Source organism: Micromonospora sp. MW-13 (assembly GCF_003434305.1).
Taxonomy (GTDB): Bacteria; Actinomycetota; Actinomycetes; order Mycobacteriales; family Micromonosporaceae; genus Micromonospora.
This window is the reverse complement of record NZ_QKKX01000009.1, coordinates 480,902-497,689: the sequence shown is the minus strand read 5'-3', so window position 1 is coordinate 497,689 and position 16,788 is coordinate 480,902. Positions and strand designations below refer to the sequence as shown.

Genomic DNA, 16,788 nt, shown 5'->3' with positions numbered 1-16,788 from the left:
ACCACCCCACCCCCTCGGGTGGGTCAGGGGGTGGGGGTTTCTGCGGTGGCGCGGTGGGCGCGCACCTTGTGGCCGACGCTGGTCAGGCACCGGCCGCTGGGCAGGTCGAACCTCCAGCCGTGTAGCTGGCAGGTGAGCTGGTCGCCCTCGACGATGCCGAACCGGGTCAGGTCCGCCTTCAGGTGCGGGCAGCGGCGCTGCACCACCCAGTCGCCGAGGGTGATGTCCTCGGCGTCGTTCGACCGCTCGTGCTCGTCGTACCAGCCCTCGGCGTACTGGAGGCGCTCGGTGGACAGGCACTTGAAGAAGGCGTACACGAACTCGTTGTACTGGCCGATCCGGGCGGCGGAGAACCGGCAGGACAGGAAGAGCGAGTTGACCCAGTCCACCTCGCCGATGTGCAGCAGGTGCTCGATCAGCGCCCGCTCGGTACGGAACCGGTAGCGGACCTTCTCGTCCGCGTACGGGCGCACCTCCTTGCCCGGGAAGTCCACCACGATCGACTCGACGCTCTCCCCGTCGTAGCCCACCAGATCGAAGCGGACCGGGCCGCCGACCCCCTTGGCCAGGTAGATCGACTCCTCCAGCAGCGGCTCGATGCGGCGCTTCATCCCGGCCAGCACGTCGACCTCGGGGTGCCGCCAGGACGCCCTCTCCGCCTCGATGACGCCGCGCTTGCGCTCCCGCATCTCCTCCAGGTGGGCGACCTTGTTCGCGAAGAACTCCGCCACCGGAACCGGGTGGGTGGTCGTCGCGCCGCCGGTGGTGACCTCGGCGACGCTGCCGGGCAGCAGCACGATGCCGTTGCTGCCGCCGACCTTGGCGTACTCGGACAGGAACACCGACTGGTCGGGGAAGATGTTGCCCTCGTCGCCGTGGATGTCGTTGAACTGCCACAGCGCGTCGTCGAGGAAGCACGGCGGCCCGGCGATCGGGAAGACGTGGTCGGCCTTCAGGTCGTCGATGTAGCGCCAGGTGCGGTCGAACTGCCGCTCCCGCTTCTGCTTGCCGAACGCCGTCTTCGCCGACTGCGGCAGCTCGTAGACCATCGGGTACCAGATCGCGCCGGAGAACTGGAGCAGGTGCGCGTGCACGTGGCCCAGCTCGGCGAAGACGCTCAGGTCCGTCGGGCGGGCGTCGTTCTGGTTGAGCAGCCGGACCCCGTCGTACTCGACCCAGAGGGAGGAGTCACCGATCGGGCCGTCGGTCGGGCTGGTCAGCGCCTGAATCATGATCTTGAGGCCGCCGTCGAGCTCGACGACCTGCTCGTTCGGGGCCCTGAGGAACTTCGTGAAGCCCAGCTCGCGCAGTTCGTCCGCCAGCTCCGAGGTGGGGAACTCGGGCAGCAGGACGGTGGCGTCCTTCGACACGTACCGCCTGAGGTGCGCCGCGTCGAAGTGGTCCCGGTGCAGGTGCGACACGTACAGGTAGTCGACCTGGCCGAGGGCTTCCCAGTCGAGCAGGGAATTGTCGGGAAACGGGAACCAGGACGCGAAGTAGGCGGGATTGACCCACGGGTCGCACAGGATGCTGCCCGCGGCCGTGTCGATCCGCATGCTGGCATGTCCCGTACCGGTCACTCGCACCGCAGTCCCCCTCAAACAGGCAATCAAGGTGTACGTCAGAACGCTACCGGAGGCAGTGTGGTCGGCGACCCGCGACGCCGGTAGTGCCCTCCGGCCCGGAGGCCCCGGGCCGGACGGCCGGCGGCCCCGGGTCGCGGCGGCTCCGGCTCGCCCGGGGCCGGACACCGGGAAACCCCCACCGGACGAGGCCAGGCGCGGGGCGTGCCAGACTAACCGGAGATCCGATCGCGAGGGAAGGACCGACAGTGGCAGGAAGCGAGCCGGTGACGTCGCCAGATCAGCACAAGCCCGGGCACCGGAAGGCAGGGCGGATCGGCGCGGTGCTCACCGCGTTGGCGTTGCTCGCGATGCTGTGCGGCAACCACGAGGGCAGGGTCGAGGACATCTGGCTGGTCGGCCTGGCCGTGCTGCTGCTGGCCGTCGTCGTCGGCGACGCGGTGCTGCGGCGCAACGGCCTGCGCTCCTGACCTTGGCCGGCGGCCCGCCGACCCCGGTACGTACCGAGGGCCCGTCCCCCTGCTGACCAGGGGAACGGGCCCTCGCCGTCTGCGCAGGTCGCGGCGGCCCCTGCCGGGCGAACGCCGCACCGCCGGCCGGCGCCCGCGGCGGACGGCTGGTGGCCGGGGAGGAGGCGCCGGGTCAGCGACCGAAGAGGATGTCCTGGACGTCCTTCAGCGCCGCGTCGACCTCCGCCTCGAAGTAGCCGCCGGGCACCAGGCCGAACCGCAGGGTGTCCAGGTCCTTCGGGTTGACCGGCATCGGCCCTCGGCCGGCCATGCCGCCGAGGAGCTCGTCGAAGAGCCGGTCGACCTGCTCCGGGTCGTACCCGCTGCCGAACCGGCGCACCTGGAAGCTGCGGCGGATCTGGTCCACGCGGTGGAGGTCGCTGCCGGGGGGGCCGGCCATCGGCGGGCCGGCCATCGGCGGCGGGCCACCGACCGGCGGGCCGGTGACCGGGGGCGGCGCATTCATCGGCGGGCCGCCGAGCGGCTGCTGCGGCAGGGGCGGCGGCCCGCCCGGGCCACGACCGCGCAGCTCACGCAGGTCCCGCTCGGGCATCCGGATCTCGGCGGTCATGTCGGCCCGACCGTGCCGGCCCGCCTCGAAGCCGTCGAACCGGTCGTCCGGGCCGTAGCCGCCCGGCCCGGCGGGCAGGCCCCGCGGCGGGGGGCCGCCGTGTCCCGGGCCGGGGCCCATCGGGCCGCCCGGACCCATCGGGCCGGCACCACCCGGGCCACCCGGGCCACGCGGGGCGTCGTACCCGCCGCGCGGCGCGTCGTAGCCCCCGGCGGGAAAGGCGCCGCTCGGCTCGTCGTAACGGCCGTACCGGTCGGCGGGCGGGCCGGCCTGCGCGGGCATCGGTCGGGGCGGCATCGGCCCCGGTCCCCGGTCGTCGCGCATCGGCACCGGGCCACGGTCGTCCCGCATCGGGACGGGGCCACGGTCGTCGCGCATCGGGCCGGGCCCCCGGTCGTCGCGCATCGGCACCGGGCCACGGTCGTCCCGCATCGGGCCGGGCCCCCGGTCGTCCCGCATCGGCACCGGGCCACGGTCGTCCCGCATCGGCGGCATCCGGTCGGGCGGGCCCATCCGGTTCGGCGGGCCGAGCCGGTCGGGCATCCCGGAGTCGGTGCTGCGACCGGGCACGCCGCCGCGCTCCTCCAACTCGGCCAGCTGCCGCTCGACCCGGTCGAGGTGCAGGTCGACCTGCCACTCGTCGTAGCCGTTGAAGCGGACCCGGAAGACGACGTCGTGGACCTCCTGGGAGGCCACGGGCGCGCCGATCGGCTGGCCGGCGAGCGTCGCCTCGACCCGGTCCAGGAAAGCGTCAACCTCGTCGACCTTGTAGCCCCGGCGGAGCGCCTTACGTCGGAAACGCTGACCCTGACTCGCCACTATGTCTCCTGGTCTCGTTCGCTACGCCCGGTCACGCCGTCGCCTCCTGCGGCATGTCGGTGTCGTCGTCCTCGGCGGCGGCGAGTTGCCCACAGGCGCCGTCGATCTCACGGCCCCGGGTGTCCCGCACCGTCGTGGACACCCCGGCGGCACGCAGGCGCCGGACGAACTCCCGCTCGACCGGCTTGGGGCTCGCGTCCCACCGGCTGCCCGGAGTCGGGTTGAGCGGGATGAGGTTGACGTGGGTCAGCCTGCCGGCCAGCAACCGGCCGAGGAGGTCGGCCCGCCACGGCTGGTCGTTCACGTCCTTGATCATCGCGTACTCGATGGACACCCGACGCCCCGTCCGGGCCGCGTAGTCCCACGCTGCGTCCAGCACCTCGGCCACCTTCCAGCGCTGGTTGACCGGCACGAGCTCGTCGCGCAGCTCATCATCGGGCGCGTGCAGGGACAGCGCAAGGGTCACCGACAGGTCTTCGCCGGCCAGCCGGCGGATGGCCGGGACCAGGCCGACCGTGGAGACGGTGATGTGCCGCTGGGACAGCCCGAGCCCGTCCGGGGCGGGAGCGACCAGCCGGCGGATCGCCGCGGTCACCCGCGAGTAGTTGGCCAACGGCTCACCCATCCCCATGAACACGACGTGGGACAGCCGCGGCGGGGAGCCGGCGACCGCACCGGAGGCGGCCACCCCGGCCAGGTAGACCGCCTGGTCGACGATCTCGGCGGTGGAGAGGTTGCGGGTCAGCCCGGCCTGGCCGGTCGCGCAGAACGGGCAGGCCATCCCGCAGCCGGCCTGGCTGGAGATGCAGACGGTGACCCGGTCCGGGTAACCCATCAGCACGCTCTCCACCAGCGAGCCGTCGTGCAGCCGCCAGAGCGCCTTGCGGGTGGCCCCGTCGTCGCAGGCCAGCTCACGGACCGGGGTGAGCAGGGTGGGCAGCAGCGCACCGGCCAGCCGGTCCCGGGTGGCGGCGGGCAGGTCGGTCATCCCCGCGGGATCGCGGACCAGCCGGCCGAAGTAGTGGGTGGAGACCTGCTTCGCGCGGAACGCCGGCTCGCCCAGCTCGGTGACCAGCGCCTGCCGACCGGCCAGGTCGAGGTCGGCGAGGTGCCGGGGTGGCATGGCCGCGCGGCGTGCGGCGGGGACGTCCGGGGCGGCGGGAATCAGCGGAAGGCTCGTCATGGCGCTCCCAGTCTCCCACGCCGAATGGACGACGCGCCTGGCCGGAGGTGCCGAATCGGCCCCGACCAGGCGGTCGGCACGGGGTGACCGGCGTGATCCATGCCTCAGCCCACCACCGGGACGAACACGGCCAGCAGCAGGTACGCGGTGGGAACCGCGAACAGGATCGAGTCGAGGCGGTCCATCAGGCCGCCGTGGCCGGGCAGCAGGTTGCTCATGTCCTTCACGCCGAGGTCCCGCTTGATCATGGACTCGGCCAGGTCGCCGAGGACCGCCGCGCAGGAGACGGCCACCCCGAACAGCGCGCCCCACCAGGGGGCCACGTCGAACAGCAGCCAGATCAGCAGGGCGCTGCCGACGGCGGCGGCGGTGACCGACCCGGCGAAGCCCTCCCAGGACTTCTTCGGGCTGATCGAGGGGGCCATCGGGTGCTTGCCGAAGTTGGCCCCGGCCGCGTACCCGCCGGTGTCGGAGAGCACCACCGCGACCAGGGTGACCAGCACCCGCAGGTGCCCGTCGCCGGGCGCCGCGGCGAGCATCGCCGCGAACCCGCCGAGGAACGGCACGTAGACCGCGATCAGGGTGGCCGCCGTCAGGTCACGCTGGTAGTTGCCGGGGCCGTCGCCCAGCCGCCAGATCATCGTGCCGAGCACGGTCACCAGCAGGCCGAGGCAGAGCGCGTCGGGGCCGGCGAACCAGGCCAGCCCGACCGTGAGCACGCCACCGGTGATCAGCGGCACCAGCGGCGGGTGGGCCCCGCCACGGCGGACCGCCCGGGCCATCTCCCAGGTGCCGACCGCCAGGGCGACGGCGAGCACGAACAGGAAGGCGGGCAGGTAGAAGAAGAGCGGCACCAGCACGGCCGCGCCGAGACCGAGGCCCACCCCGATCGCGGCGGGCAGGTTGCGCCCGGCGCGACTCGGCGACGCCTGCTGGGTGGCCGGGCGGTCCGCGCTGGCCCGCCGGCGCCCGGGCTCCCGTCGGCCCCGGGGCGGCTCCGGCACCGCGTCGCCGCCGGTCACCGTCGCGGAGGGCTCCTCCGGCAGGTACGGCGGCGGGGCCGGCTCGCGCCCGGCGACGGGCTCGTCGACCGGCCCGGCGGGGTGCCCGGGGCCGACCGGCCGGTCCCGGGCGGCGTGGCCCGGGTCCCCGACGCCGGGCAGGCCGGGCCAGCTCGACTCGTCGCCGGGCAGCGGACGGGCGCCGTACGGGTCGGTGGCGTCGGCGTCGAACGGCTCCAGCCGGCGCGACTCGGCCCGGCCCCCGGGCCCGGCCGTGTCCGGCGCGATCGGGTCGGGCGCGGGGGCGCCGAGTGTGTCGGGGGCCGAGGGCGCGTACGCGTCGGTGGCGGCGCTGCGGGCCCACTGCCCCGGTTCGAGGTCACGGTCGGGCCAGGGAAGCGCGGCCGGGGCGTCCGGCCGGTTCCAGCCTCGGGGCCCGGCGCTGCGGTAGGGGTCGAGGTGGGACATCACGCACCGAACGGACGCGGTACGGGGTTCACCACATGACGTACGACCAAGACCATCCCCTACAACGACTGTTCCGTCCGGTTGACCGGCCCGACGGCCGGCCGATCCCGGCCGTTCACCGCGTGGTGGCCGGAATCGTGCCGAGCCTACTGCACCGGCCGCCCGGAGAGGGCGGACGATGGGCCACCCGCGCCGACCGGCGGCGGTACGCGGGACTCCCCGGCCGGCCAGGGCCCGGTGCCGGCCCCGCAGGGACACGGCGGCCCGCGACGACGAGGGCACCGGCGTGCCGCCGCCCGACGGCGACGGCACACCGGTGCCACGGCAGGTCACGCGTCCGGCCCGGGCCGGACGCGGATCAGACCTCCAGGAGCTCGGTCTCCTTGTGCTTGACCAGCTCGTCGACGCCTGCGACGTACTTCTGGGTCAGGTCGTCGAGGTCCTTCTCGGCGCGGCGGCCGTCGTCCTCGCCGACCTCGCCGTCCTTGACGAGCCGGTCCAGCTCTTCCTTGCCCCTGCGGCGGATGTTGCGGATGGCCACCTTGGCCTCCTCGCCCTTGTGCCGGGCGACCTTGATCATCTCGCGGCGCCGCTCCTCGGTCATCTGCGGGAGCAGGATGCGGAGCTGGGTGCCCTCGTTGTTCGGGTTCACGCCGAGGTCGGAGTCGCGGATCGCCTTCTCCATGGCGTTGATCTGCGAGGTGTCGTAGGGCTTGATGATCACCATGCGCGGCTCGGGGACCCCGATGGACGCCATCTGGGGCAGCGGGGTGGGGCTGCCGTAGTAGTCGATAATGATCTTGGAGAACATGGCGGCGTTGGCGCGACCGGTACGGATCGCGCCGAACTCCTCCTTGGCGTGCTCGATCGCACGCTCCATCTTCTCCTCGGCCTCGAGGAGGGTGTCGTCGATCACCGGTCTCCTCGCCTCCTTCTTGTGTTCGTCGTGGGCTGTGCTGTCGTGTCGGGACCGTCGCTCGCCGGCCGCCGGCCGCTCACGCGGTGATCAGGGTGCCGATCTTGTCGCCACCCACCGCGCGGATGATCGTGTCCTCGCCCTGCGCGCCGAAGACCAGCATCGGCAGGCCGTTCTCCATGCAGAGGCTGAACGCGGCGGCGTCGGCCACCCGCAGGTTACGGCGCAGCACCTCGGAAAAGGTGATCGAGTCGAACTTGCTGGCGGTCGGGTCGATCCGGGGGTCGGCGGAGTAGACGCCGTCCACGCCGTTCTTGCTCATCAGCACCACGTCGGCGCGGATCTCCAGCGCGCGCTGGGCGGCCACCGTGTCGGTGGAGAAGTACGGCATGCCCGCGCCCGCGCCGAAGATGACCACGCGGCCCTTCTCCAGGTGCCGGATGGCGCGCAGCGGGATGTACGGCTCGGCGACCTGGGCCATCGTGATCGCGCTCTGCACCCGGGTCTCGATGCCCTCCTTCTCCAGGAAGTCCTGGAGGGCGAGGCAGTTCATCACGGTGCCCAGCATGCCCATGTAGTCGGCGCGGGCCCGGTCCATCCCGCGCTTCTGCAGTTCCGCGCCGCGGAAGAAGTTGCCGCCGCCGACCACCACCGAGACCTGCACGCCGCGGCGGACCACGGTGGCGATCTGTCGGGCGATGGCCTGCACGACGTCCGGGTCGACGCCGATCGCCCCGCCGCCGAAGACCTCGCCGGACAGCTTCAGCACCACCCGGCGGGCCCGGCCTGGCGGTGGGGCGGTCGGATCGTCCGCCCCACGGCTCCGGTCACCAACAACCTGCGTCATCCGCCCCGCCCCTCCCCACGCGCACCCCACGTGCGCCGGTTACCGCGTACCTGCCGTCGCTGACCCTATGCGACAAGGAGGCCGCGGTGCCTGTCACGTACACCAGCGACCTCCCGTCGACGTTCCCTGCCCGCGGGCGCGTCACACGCCCGAGCGGCGGCTCAGGCCTGGCCGACCTCGAACCGCAGGAAGCGGGTCACCTCGATGCCAGCCTCGGCCAGCACCTGCTTCACGGTCTTCTTGTTGTCGGCGACCGATGCCTGCTCGATCAGGACGTAGTCCTTGAAGAAGGCGTTGACCCGACCATCGATGATCTTCGGCAGCGCCGCCTCGGGCTTGTTCTCCTCGCGGGCGGTCTGCTCGGCGATGCGCCGCTCGGACTCGACGACGTCGGCCGGCACCTCGTCGCGGGTGAGGTACTTCGGCCGCATCGCGGCGATCTGCATGGCCACGCCGCGGGCGTCGGCGTCGCCGGCCTCGTCGGTCTTGCCGGCGTACTCCACCAGCACGCCGACGGCCGGCGGCAGGTCCTGGCTCTTGCGGTGCAGGTAGACCGCGACGGTGCCGTCCAGCTTGGCGAAGCGGTTGAGCACCAGCTTCTCGCCGATCTTGGCGGACTGCTCCTGGATCAGGTCGGCGACCGGCTTACCGTCGATCGTGCTGGCGAGCAGCTCCTCGGCGGTGCCCACGCCGCTGGCCTCGCCGTGCTCGACGAGCTGCTGGGCCAGCACGATGAAGGCGTCGTTCTTGGCGACGAAGTCGGTCTCGCAGTTGAGCTCCAGCAGCGCCTTGCCCGAGTGCGCGACCAGGCCGTTGGCGGCCGTCCGGCCGGCACGCTTGCCGACGTCCTTCGCGCCCTTGACCCGCAGGATCTCGATGGCCTTGTCGAAGTCGCCCTCAGCCTCGGTCAGCGCCTTCTTGGAGTCCATCATGCCGGCGCCGGTGAGGTCGCGGAGCTTCTTGACGTCCGCGGCGGTGAAGTTGGACATGACTCTCTCTTCGGTGTTGGGACAGCGATGGGATGTTCTGGGGGGCGGTTACCCAAATCCGGGTCGGATCTGCCCGGCCTACCCGCCGCGCCCCGCCGCCCGGGCAACCGGACGGCGGGGACGCGGCGATGCGGTCACTCCGCGGCGGCTGCCGCCGGCTGCTCGGCGGGCTGCTCGGGCTGCTCAGCAGACTGCGCGGGCTGCTCGGTGGGCTGCGCCGGCTGCGCGTCGGCCTTCTTCGGCTCCTCGAGCAGCTCGCGCTCCCACTCGGCCAGCGGCTCGTCGGCACCGACCTGGCCCGGCTCCGGCTTCTCGTCGCCGCCCCGGCGACGGCCGGAACGGGCGATCAGGCCGTCGGCGACGGCGGCGGCCACAACCCTGGTCAGCAGCTCGGCCGAGCGGATCGCGTCGTCGTTGCCCGGGATCGGGAAGTCGACCTCGTCCGGGTCGCAGTTGGTGTCGAGCACCGCGATCACCGGGATGCCCAGCTTGCGGGCCTCGTCGACGGCGATGTGCTCCTTCTTGGTGTCGACCACCCAGATCGCGGCCGGGAGCTTCTGCATGTCCCGCAGACCACCCAGGGTGCGGGTGAGCTTGATCTTCTCGCGGGAGAGCTGCAGGGTCTCCTTCTTGGTGTAACCGGCGGCGGTGCCGCTCAGGTCACCCAGCGCCTCCAGCTCCTTCATCCGCTGCAGCCGCTTGTACACCGTCTGGAAGTTGGTCAGCATGCCACCGAGCCAGCGGTGGTTGACGAACGGCTGGCCGACCCGGGTCGCCTGCTCGGCGATGGCCTCCTGGGCCTGCTTCTTGGTGCCGACGAACAGGATGCTGCCGCCCTCGGCGACGGTGTTGCGCACGAAGTCGTACGCCTTCTCGATGTAGTCGAGGGTCTGGCGCAGGTCGATGATGTAGATGCCGTTGCGCTCGGTCATGATGAAGCGCTTCATCTTCGGGTTCCAGCGCCGGGTCTGGTGCCCGAAGTGGACACCGCTCTCCAGCAGCTGGCGCATGGTCACGACGGCCATGGTGGGTACTCCTTGTGGTCCCTGGTTGTCACGCCCGGCCGGTGGCCGGGCGTCCTGGCGCCTGGTCGCCGGCCATGGTGTTCCCGATCAAGATCGGGACCAGGGAGGCCGTCGCCCCACGACGATTCGTGGAGAGGGCGCGCGAGGTCGACCGCCGAGGCGGTCGCCAGTCGCCCAGTGTACGCCCCTGCCCGGCCCGCCGGTCAGCGGGCGGCGAGCGCGGCGGCGACGAAGAGCACCAGGCCCACCGTGAGGTACGCCGTCGGCGGCCGGAGCCAGCCCCGGCTGCCGTCGGCGAGCGCGAGGCCGCCCGTGCGCAGCCCGTAGAGGCCGACGCCGAAGATCGGCAACCCGGCGACCAGGAAGATGCCCACCACGACGTCGGCGGCGGACAGCGGGTCGCCGAGCACGCCGTGCCGCAGCACCCGCAGGGCCGGGACCTCGAAGACCGCCACCAGCAGTGCGATCAGCACCGCCAGCGCCGGACGGCGGGTCCGGTAGACGCCGTCGGACGGCGGCGGGCCGGGGCGGCGCAGCCCGTCCTGGGCGTACGCCGGGTCCAGGCCCGGCGGGGGCAGGTCCGGTCGGACGGCCACCGGGGGCATCGGTCCGGTCGGCATCTCCAGCGGGTGCGGCGCGCCCACCGCCGGTCCCGCGTCGGCCCCGCGCCCAGCCTCGCCCACCCGCCCAGCCTCGCCCGCGTGCCCCGCCTCGGCCGCCGGGCCGGGGCCCGTGCCCCGGTCCGGGCCGCCCGGGCGGTCCGCCTCCCCGGGACGGTTCGGGTCGACGACCGGGTAGCCGCCGAGCGGCCCGGAACGGACCGGCTCCGACCTGCGCCCGACCGGGTCGACGCCGAGCGGGTCCGGCTCGGGCGGAGCATCCCGGGGGGCCGCGTCGTACGGGGCGCCGGAGACCGGCGTGGGCCGCTGGCCGACGGTCAGCGCGAACTCGCCGGCGCGCTCGCCGGGGGGCAGCGGGAACGCGGCGGAGTGCTGGCCGGCCGGCACGGCGGGGTCGGCGCCCCGCGGCCCGGCGGCCAGTCCGGCCTCGGCGGCCCGGGCCGCCCGGCGCGCCTCCCGCTCCGCGGCCAACTCGTCCACCGACACCCCGAACGAACCCGTGTCGGCCCGCCTCGACCGCGACGGCCGGTAACTGTCGGTATCGGGTTCGGTGAGCCCGAAGGCGTCGTCCGCCCCGTGCCGCCCGGTCTCGCCGTACCGGCCGACGGGCGGGTCGGTCAGCCCGTCATAGCGTCGCTCGCCGGTGTCCCCGCGCTGGTCCGGGGCAGGGAACTCGTCCGCTCGGTAGCGGTCGTCGCCCGGCGAGCGCCAGTCCTGCTCGCCGTACCCCCGCTCGCCGGGGTACCAGCTCGACTCCTGATCATCGGGAAAGCTCCGTCGTGCGTTCACGACGGGCACCGTATGTGACAGGGGCACCCCCGCGCCATCCGATGATCGACTGCCCCCGAACGGCACCGGACGCCCCACTGGATCGCCCACCGTTGGCGGTGGGCAGGACCCGGACGCCGGGACGCGGAACGGCCCGGGGCGGCGGGTCGGACGTCCCGGGGGCCGGGCCTGCGCGTCGCCGTCCGGCGCGGCGCGCGCGACGGCCGGTCACGGCCGCCGGACGGCGGGGCGGGGCCACGCTCCCCCGCCCGGACCGTTCCGGCGGGACCGCCCCCGCGGCGGCCCGGCCACCGGCGGCCCGACCAGCGGTTGCCCCGGCAACCGCCTCCGGTTGTCACGATCGTCGGTCGGATCGGCGGCAGCCGCGCCCGGGCGGCGCCGGCAGCCTTCCGGAGAACCCGATCCACGGAGGTCCCATGCGACTCACATTCCCGGCACGGCACCGGCTCGCCGCCACCCTCACCGCCCTGTTCGCGGTGGCCTGCTCGGCGCTCGCCGCCGCACCGGCCACCGCCGCCCCCGACTGCGACGTCCCCGACCCGCCGCCGATCTGCTCCGAACCGGGGGAGCCCGACCAGGCCCCGACCGGCTCGTTCGAGGCGATCGAGCACCGCAACGGCGGCATCCGGGTCGTCGGCTGGGCGGCGGACGGGGACACCCCCGGGGCGGTCACCGTCAAGATCCGCCGGGACGGCGTGCTGGTCCTGACCGCCACCGCCGACGGGTCCCGGCCCGACGTCGGGCCGCACGGCTTCGACCGGCTGCTGCCGGCCGCCCCGGACGGCCGGCACACCGTCTGCGTGGCCGCGGTGAACGTCTACGGCAGCCTCCCACGCCAGCCGGCCGAGAAATCGCTGGGCTGCCGCGACTACGTGGCCGGCCGCCAGCGGGTGGGCGGCGACCCGTACCTGACCGGCGACACCCAGCACGCCACCGCCGTCGAACCCGACTCCTTCGCCTGGGGGCGGACGATCGTGTCCGCGTACCAGGTCGGGCGGGACGCCGACGCGCCCGGCGGCGCCACCAACATCGGCTTCGCCACCTCGTACGACGCGGGGCTGACCTGGACCAGCGGCACGCTGCCGGGGATCACCCTGGCCGGCGGCGGACCGCACCTGCGGGCCAGCGACCCGGTGGTCGCCTACAGCGCGCGGCACGGCGTCTGGTTGACGGCGAGCCTGGTGATCAACGACCTGCACGACGGCGTGCTGGTCAACCGGTCCACCGACGGGCGGACCTGGTCGGCCCCCGGCTGGGCGGTCGGCAACGACGGGCAGGACCGGGACAAGGAGTGGGTGGTCTGCGACAACTGGACCGCCAGCCCGCACTACGGGACCTGCTACCTCACCATCACCAACCTCAGCGCCAGCAGCCGGATCGAGCTGGCCAGGTCCACCGACGGCGGCCTCACCTGGGCCACCGTGCCAAACCCGCGCGGGGCCGCCTCCTCGCCCACCGGCAACGGCACCGCCCCCGTGGTACGGCCCGACGGGCGGCTGGTCGTGGCGTACGGGCTGAACGGGTCCACCAGGGCGTTCACCGTCGACGGCGCGGGCGCGGTGTGGAACGACAGCGGCACGATCCACGCGGGCACCTACCATCCCGTGCCGGGGATGCGGGCCGTCTCGGTGGTCTCGGCCGAGGCCGACCGCTCCGGCCGGATCGTCGCCACCTGGCACGGCTGCCGGGCCGGCTACCCCTGCCAGGTCAACGACGTGCTGTTCAGCACCTCGCCCGACGGGGTGAACTGGACGTACCCGGCCGAGGTGCCGGTGGACTGCCCCGACCAGGGGCTGTGCGCCGCCACCGACCGGCTCGCCCCGACGGTCGCGGTGGACCCGGACGACCCGGCCCGGATCGGCATCCTCTGGAACAGCTACCTCAACGGCCGGATCGACACCCAGTTCACCTCGTCCGTCGACGGCGGGCACACCTGGCGGCGCTACCCGCAGACGCTCGCGACGATGCGGACGGACCAGCTCGCCAACAGCGGGCTCGGCCGGATGCTCGGCGAGTACCTGGGCCTGTCGGTGGCGAACGGCAGCGCCGTGGCGACCTTCCCGGTCGGCCAGGCACCGCCCGCCGGGCAGGCTTTCGACCAGGCGATCCACGCGTACAACCCGCTCGGTTTCTGAGCCGGGACGCCGGGCCGTCGGACCCCGTCGCGGGGACCGGCGGCCCGGCCGTCCATAGCACGCAGGGAGCATGATCGTCCGATCGTCCACAGCGGCCCCCGTCGTCCACAGCCTCCCCCGGACGGGCTGCCGGGCCGGGCATGGTGCGGCGCATGACGAAGCGGAACCAGGCGGTCGGCGCGTACGGGGAGCGGTGCGCCGTCCGACACCTGATCGGGGCCGGGCTGCGCCCGGTCGCCCGGAACTGGCGTTGCCCGGCCGGCGAGATCGACATCATCGCCTGGGACGGCGCGGTGCTCGCCTTCTGCGAGGTGAAGACGAGGCGCACCGCCGAGTTCGGCGCGCCGGCCGAGGCGGTCGTGCCGGCGAAGGCGCGGCGGCTGCGAGGGCTGGCCGCCCGCTGGCTCGCGGAGACCCGCACCACCGCCGACGAGGTGCGGTTCGACGTGCTCTCGGTCGAGCTGCCCGACGCCGGGGCGGCCCGGGTCGAGCACCTCAAGGGGGCGTTCTGAGATGGGCGGCCGGGCGTGAGCTACGCGAAGGTGCTCTGCGTCGGCCTGGTCGGGGTGGCCGGACACGTGGTGGAGGTGGAGGCGGACCTCGCGCCGGGGCTGCCGGCCGTGGTGATCTCCGGGCTGCCCGACACCGCCCTGCACGAGGCGCGCGACCGGGTCCGCGCCGCGGTCGTCAACTCCGGCCAGCGGTGGCCGAACCGGCGGATCACCCTGAACCTGCTGCCGGCCACGATGCCGAAGTTCGGCTCGGCCTTCGACCTGGCGATCGCCGTGGCGCTGCTCGGCGGCTCCGGGGAGCTGCCGCTGCTGGCGCTGGAGCGGGTGGTGGTCCTCGGCGAGCTGGGCCTCGACGGCACCGTACGGCCGGTGCGCGGGGTGCTGCCGATGGTGGCCGCCGCGGCGCGGGCCGGTCTGGACCGGGTGATCGTCCCGGCCGGCAACGCGGCCGAGGCGGCGGTCGTCCCGGGTGTCCGGGTCCGCGCCGTGGACACCCTGCACCGGCTGGTCGAGTTCGTCCGGGACGGCACGCCGTTGATCGAGCCGCCCGCCGAGGCGCCGTCCACCGGCACGGGCGGGCCGGACCTGGCCGAGGTGGCCGGGCAGGCGCTGGGCCGGCGGGCCCTGGAGGTGGCCGCCGCCGGCGGGCACCACCTGGCGCTGTTCGGGCCGCCCGGGGCCGGCAAGACGATGCTCGCCGAGCGACTGCCGTCCATCCTGCCCGAGTTGGACGACGACGCGGCGCTGGAGGTCACCGCGCTGCACTCGATCGCCGGGCTGCTGCCGCCGGGCGGCCGGCTGGTGCGCCGGCCGCCGTTCCAGGCGCCGCACCACACCGCGACGGTGGCCTCGCTGGTCGGCGGCGGGTCGGGGCTGGCCCGCCCCGGCGCGGTGTCGCTGGCCCACCGCGGGGTGCTCTTCCTCGACGAGGCGCCCGAGTTCGGCAAGGGCTCGCTGGAGGCGCTGCGCCAGCCGCTGGAGCACGGCCGGGTGCAGCTCGCGCGCAGCCGGGGCGGCACCGAGTACCCGGCCAGGACGCAACTGGTGCTCGCCGCCAACCCGTGCCCCTGTGCGAAGCCGGCCGGGGACGCCTACTGCGAATGCTCGCCGCTGGCCCGCCGGCGCTATCTCGGCCGGCTCTCCGGCCCACTGCTGGACCGGATCGACGTGCAGGTCACCCTGCCGCCGTTGCGGGCGGCGGAGTTGCTGGAGAGCACGACGACCGGGGAGCGGTCCGCCGCCGTCGCGGCCCGGGTGGCCGCCGCCCGCCGGGCCGCCGCCGAGCGCTGGGCGGGCACCGGCTGGCGGGTCAACGCGGAGGTCCCCGGTCCCTGGCTGCGCCGTCCACCCTGGCGGCTGCCCGAGCGGGACACCCGCGAACTGCGCGGCCGGCTCGACTCCGGCTCGCTGTCGGCGCGCGGCTTCGACCGGATCACCCGGATGGCGTGGACCGTCGCCGACCTCGACGGGCGGGACCGGCCGGACTCCGACGACGTCCGGGAGGCCATCCAGCTCAGGACGGGGGACGCGGCGTGAACACCGACGAGGACCTGCTGGCCCGGGTGGCCTTGACCTGGCTCGCCGAGCCCGGCACCCGGTCGGTGCACCGGCTGGTCGACGAACTGGGCCCGGCAGGCGCCCTGGACCTGCTGCTCGACGGCGGCGCGCCCGAGGAGTGGCTACGCGCCGCCGTGGCGGCCCGGTCCCGGGACGGGGACGCCCGGGCCGTGGCCGCCGACGCCCTGGCCCGTACCGAGCGGCTCGGTGCCCGGATCGTCACCCCGGACGACGAGGAGTGGCCGCCCCGCGTCGAGGGCCTGCGCCGGATGGTCCTGCCGGGCGCCAACCGACGGGTGGACCGGGAGACGGCGCCCCCGCTCTGCCTCTGGGCGCGCGGCGGTTGGCCGCTCCGGGAGGCGCTGGACCGGTCGGTCTCGGTGGTCGGTGCCCGGGCCGCCACCGGGTACGGCACGCACGTGGCCACCGAGCTCGGCTACGGGCTGGCCGACCGGGACTGGACGGTGGTCTCCGGGGGCGCCTTCGGCATCGACGCCGCGGCGCACCGGGGCGCGCTCAACGCCGGCGGGCTGACGGTGGCGGTGCTCGCCTGCGGGATCGACCAGCCCTACCCGATGGGCAACGCCGCCCTGTTCGACCGGATCGCCGAGACCGGGCTGCTGGTCAGCGAGTGGATGCCGGGCGCCGAGCCGCATCGTCCCCGGTTCCTCATCCGCAACCGGGTGATCGCGGCGGCGACGCTGGGCACGGTGCTGGTGGAGGCGGCGGCGCGCAGCGGCGCGACCCAGACGTTCAACCGGGCGCTCGCGATCGGCCGGCGCCCGATGGTGGTGCCCGGTCCGGTCACCTCCGCCATGTCGGTCGGCGCCCACGAACTGCTGCGCGAGCAACCGTCGGCGAGGCTGGTCACCGGCGTGCCGCACGTGCTGGAGGAGGTGGGCCGCATCGGTGCCGACCTGGCGCCACCGCCCCGCGCCCCGCAACGCCCCCGGGACCTGCTCGACGACGAGGCGACGCTGGTGCTGGAGTCGATGCCCCGGCGCGGAGCGGTCGACGTGGACCGGCTGGCCGCCCGCGCCGGCGTGGACCTCCGGACCGCCCTGCGCAAGCTCTCCCTGCTGGAGGAGCTGGGCATGGTGCGCCGCCGCGACGACGGGTACGCGCTGGCCGCCCGCCCGGCGCGCGCCGCGCCGGCACCGCCGCCGTGACGGGGCACACCCGGGTGGCCCGCAGACGTCGCACGGCACCGTCTCACCCTGCCGGCCCCCGCCGGCGGCAGGGGCCACCGCCGCAGGATCGGCGC

The 16,788-nt window shown here is 74.5% G+C and carries 14 protein-coding genes; 5 read left to right on the top strand and 9 right to left on the bottom strand.

Annotation, left to right across the window (positions count from 1 at the left end):
* Positions 1-23: 23 nt before the first annotated feature.
* Entirely contained in the window at positions 24-1,586 is a 1,563-nt protein-coding gene (locus tag C5N14_RS06360; RefSeq protein ID WP_117666387.1) for a Rieske 2Fe-2S domain-containing protein, read from the bottom strand.
* A 245-nt stretch (positions 1,587-1,831) separates the two neighbouring features.
* Between C5N14_RS06360 and C5N14_RS06355 the strand changes: the two genes are divergently transcribed.
* The gene (locus tag C5N14_RS06355; protein WP_117666385.1) at positions 1,832-2,053 is read left to right on the top strand and encodes a DUF2631 domain-containing protein; all 222 of its coding nucleotides are present in this window, start codon (positions 1,832-1,834) and stop codon (positions 2,051-2,053) included.
* A gap of 172 nt (positions 2,054-2,225) precedes the next feature.
* Here the strand turns inward: C5N14_RS06355 and C5N14_RS06350 are convergent, their stop codons facing one another.
* The 8 genes from C5N14_RS06350 to C5N14_RS06315 form a co-directional block, all read right to left on the bottom strand.
* Complete coding sequence (locus C5N14_RS06350) at positions 2,226-3,482, bottom strand: DivIVA domain-containing protein (RefSeq protein ID WP_117666383.1); 1,257 nt, start codon at positions 3,480-3,482, stop codon at positions 2,226-2,228.
* Positions 3,483-3,513: 31 nt separating this feature from the next.
* Positions 3,514-4,665: a 23S rRNA (adenine(2503)-C(2))-methyltransferase RlmN gene (gene rlmN / locus C5N14_RS06345; RefSeq protein WP_117666382.1), complete on the bottom strand. Its 1,152-nt coding sequence runs from the start codon at positions 4,663-4,665 to the stop codon at positions 3,514-3,516.
* A 104-nt stretch (positions 4,666-4,769) separates the two neighbouring features.
* Positions 4,770-6,134 (bottom strand): phosphatidate cytidylyltransferase, encoded by a 1,365-nt coding sequence (locus tag C5N14_RS06340; protein WP_117666380.1) that lies wholly within the window; start codon positions 6,132-6,134, stop codon positions 4,770-4,772.
* Between the two features lie 358 nt (positions 6,135-6,492).
* Entirely contained in the window at positions 6,493-7,050 is a 558-nt protein-coding gene (gene frr / locus C5N14_RS06335; protein WP_117666378.1) for a ribosome recycling factor, read from the bottom strand.
* A gap of 79 nt (positions 7,051-7,129) precedes the next feature.
* Positions 7,130-7,897 carry a UMP kinase gene (gene pyrH, locus C5N14_RS06330; RefSeq protein ID WP_117666377.1) on the bottom strand — a complete coding sequence of 256 codons (768 nt, stop codon included), beginning with the start codon at positions 7,895-7,897 and terminating at the stop codon, positions 7,130-7,132.
* A gap of 161 nt (positions 7,898-8,058) precedes the next feature.
* Positions 8,059-8,886 (bottom strand): translation elongation factor Ts, encoded by an 828-nt coding sequence (gene tsf / locus C5N14_RS06325; protein WP_117666375.1) that lies wholly within the window; start codon positions 8,884-8,886, stop codon positions 8,059-8,061.
* Between the two features lie 134 nt (positions 8,887-9,020).
* Positions 9,021-9,911 (bottom strand): 30S ribosomal protein S2, encoded by an 891-nt coding sequence (gene rpsB / locus C5N14_RS06320; RefSeq protein ID WP_117666373.1) that lies wholly within the window; start codon positions 9,909-9,911, stop codon positions 9,021-9,023.
* A 203-nt stretch (positions 9,912-10,114) separates the two neighbouring features.
* Positions 10,115-11,320 carry a hypothetical protein gene (locus C5N14_RS06315; RefSeq protein WP_371685801.1) on the bottom strand — a complete coding sequence of 402 codons (1,206 nt, stop codon included), beginning with the start codon at positions 11,318-11,320 and terminating at the stop codon, positions 10,115-10,117.
* A gap of 416 nt (positions 11,321-11,736) precedes the next feature.
* On the opposite strand from C5N14_RS06315, the gene C5N14_RS06310 reads away from it, so the two are divergent.
* The 4 genes from C5N14_RS06310 to C5N14_RS06295 all read left to right on the top strand — a co-directional run bounded on the left by C5N14_RS06310 (position 11,737) and on the right by C5N14_RS06295 (position 16,693).
* Complete coding sequence (locus C5N14_RS06310) at positions 11,737-13,455, top strand: sialidase family protein (RefSeq protein WP_117666369.1); 1,719 nt, start codon at positions 11,737-11,739, stop codon at positions 13,453-13,455.
* Between the two features lie 152 nt (positions 13,456-13,607).
* Positions 13,608-13,967 (top strand): YraN family protein, encoded by a 360-nt coding sequence (locus tag C5N14_RS06305; RefSeq protein WP_117666941.1) that lies wholly within the window; start codon positions 13,608-13,610, stop codon positions 13,965-13,967.
* Between the two features lie 15 nt (positions 13,968-13,982).
* Positions 13,983-15,503: a YifB family Mg chelatase-like AAA ATPase gene (locus C5N14_RS06300; RefSeq protein ID WP_117666367.1), complete on the top strand. Its 1,521-nt coding sequence runs from the start codon at positions 13,983-13,985 to the stop codon at positions 15,501-15,503.
* The gene (locus C5N14_RS06295; RefSeq protein ID WP_117666365.1) at positions 15,500-16,693 is read left to right on the top strand and encodes a DNA-processing protein DprA; all 1,194 of its coding nucleotides are present in this window, start codon (positions 15,500-15,502) and stop codon (positions 16,691-16,693) included. Before C5N14_RS06300 ends, C5N14_RS06295 begins: the two co-directional genes overlap by 4 nt.
* Positions 16,694-16,788 lie beyond the last annotated feature (95 nt).

Excerpts from the sequence above, each read along its gene's own strand:
- rlmN (WP_117666382.1), bottom strand. The coding sequence starts at position 4,665 with ATGACGAGCCTTCCGCTGATTCCCGCCGCCCCGGACGTCCCCGCCGCA.
- C5N14_RS06340 (WP_117666380.1), bottom strand. The coding sequence starts at position 6,134 with ATGTCCCACCTCGACCCCTACCGCAGCGCCGGGCCCCGAGGCTGGAAC.
- pyrH (WP_117666377.1), bottom strand. The coding sequence starts at position 7,897 with ATGACGCAGGTTGTTGGTGACCGGAGCCGTGGGGCGGACGATCCGACC.
- tsf (WP_117666375.1), bottom strand. The coding sequence starts at position 8,886 with ATGTCCAACTTCACCGCCGCGGACGTCAAGAAGCTCCGCGACCTCACC.
- rpsB (WP_117666373.1), bottom strand. The coding sequence starts at position 9,911 with ATGGCCGTCGTGACCATGCGCCAGCTGCTGGAGAGCGGTGTCCACTTC.
- C5N14_RS06310 (WP_117666369.1), top strand. The coding sequence starts at position 11,737 with ATGCGACTCACATTCCCGGCACGGCACCGGCTCGCCGCCACCCTCACC.
- C5N14_RS06305 (WP_117666941.1), top strand. The coding sequence starts at position 13,608 with ATGACGAAGCGGAACCAGGCGGTCGGCGCGTACGGGGAGCGGTGCGCC.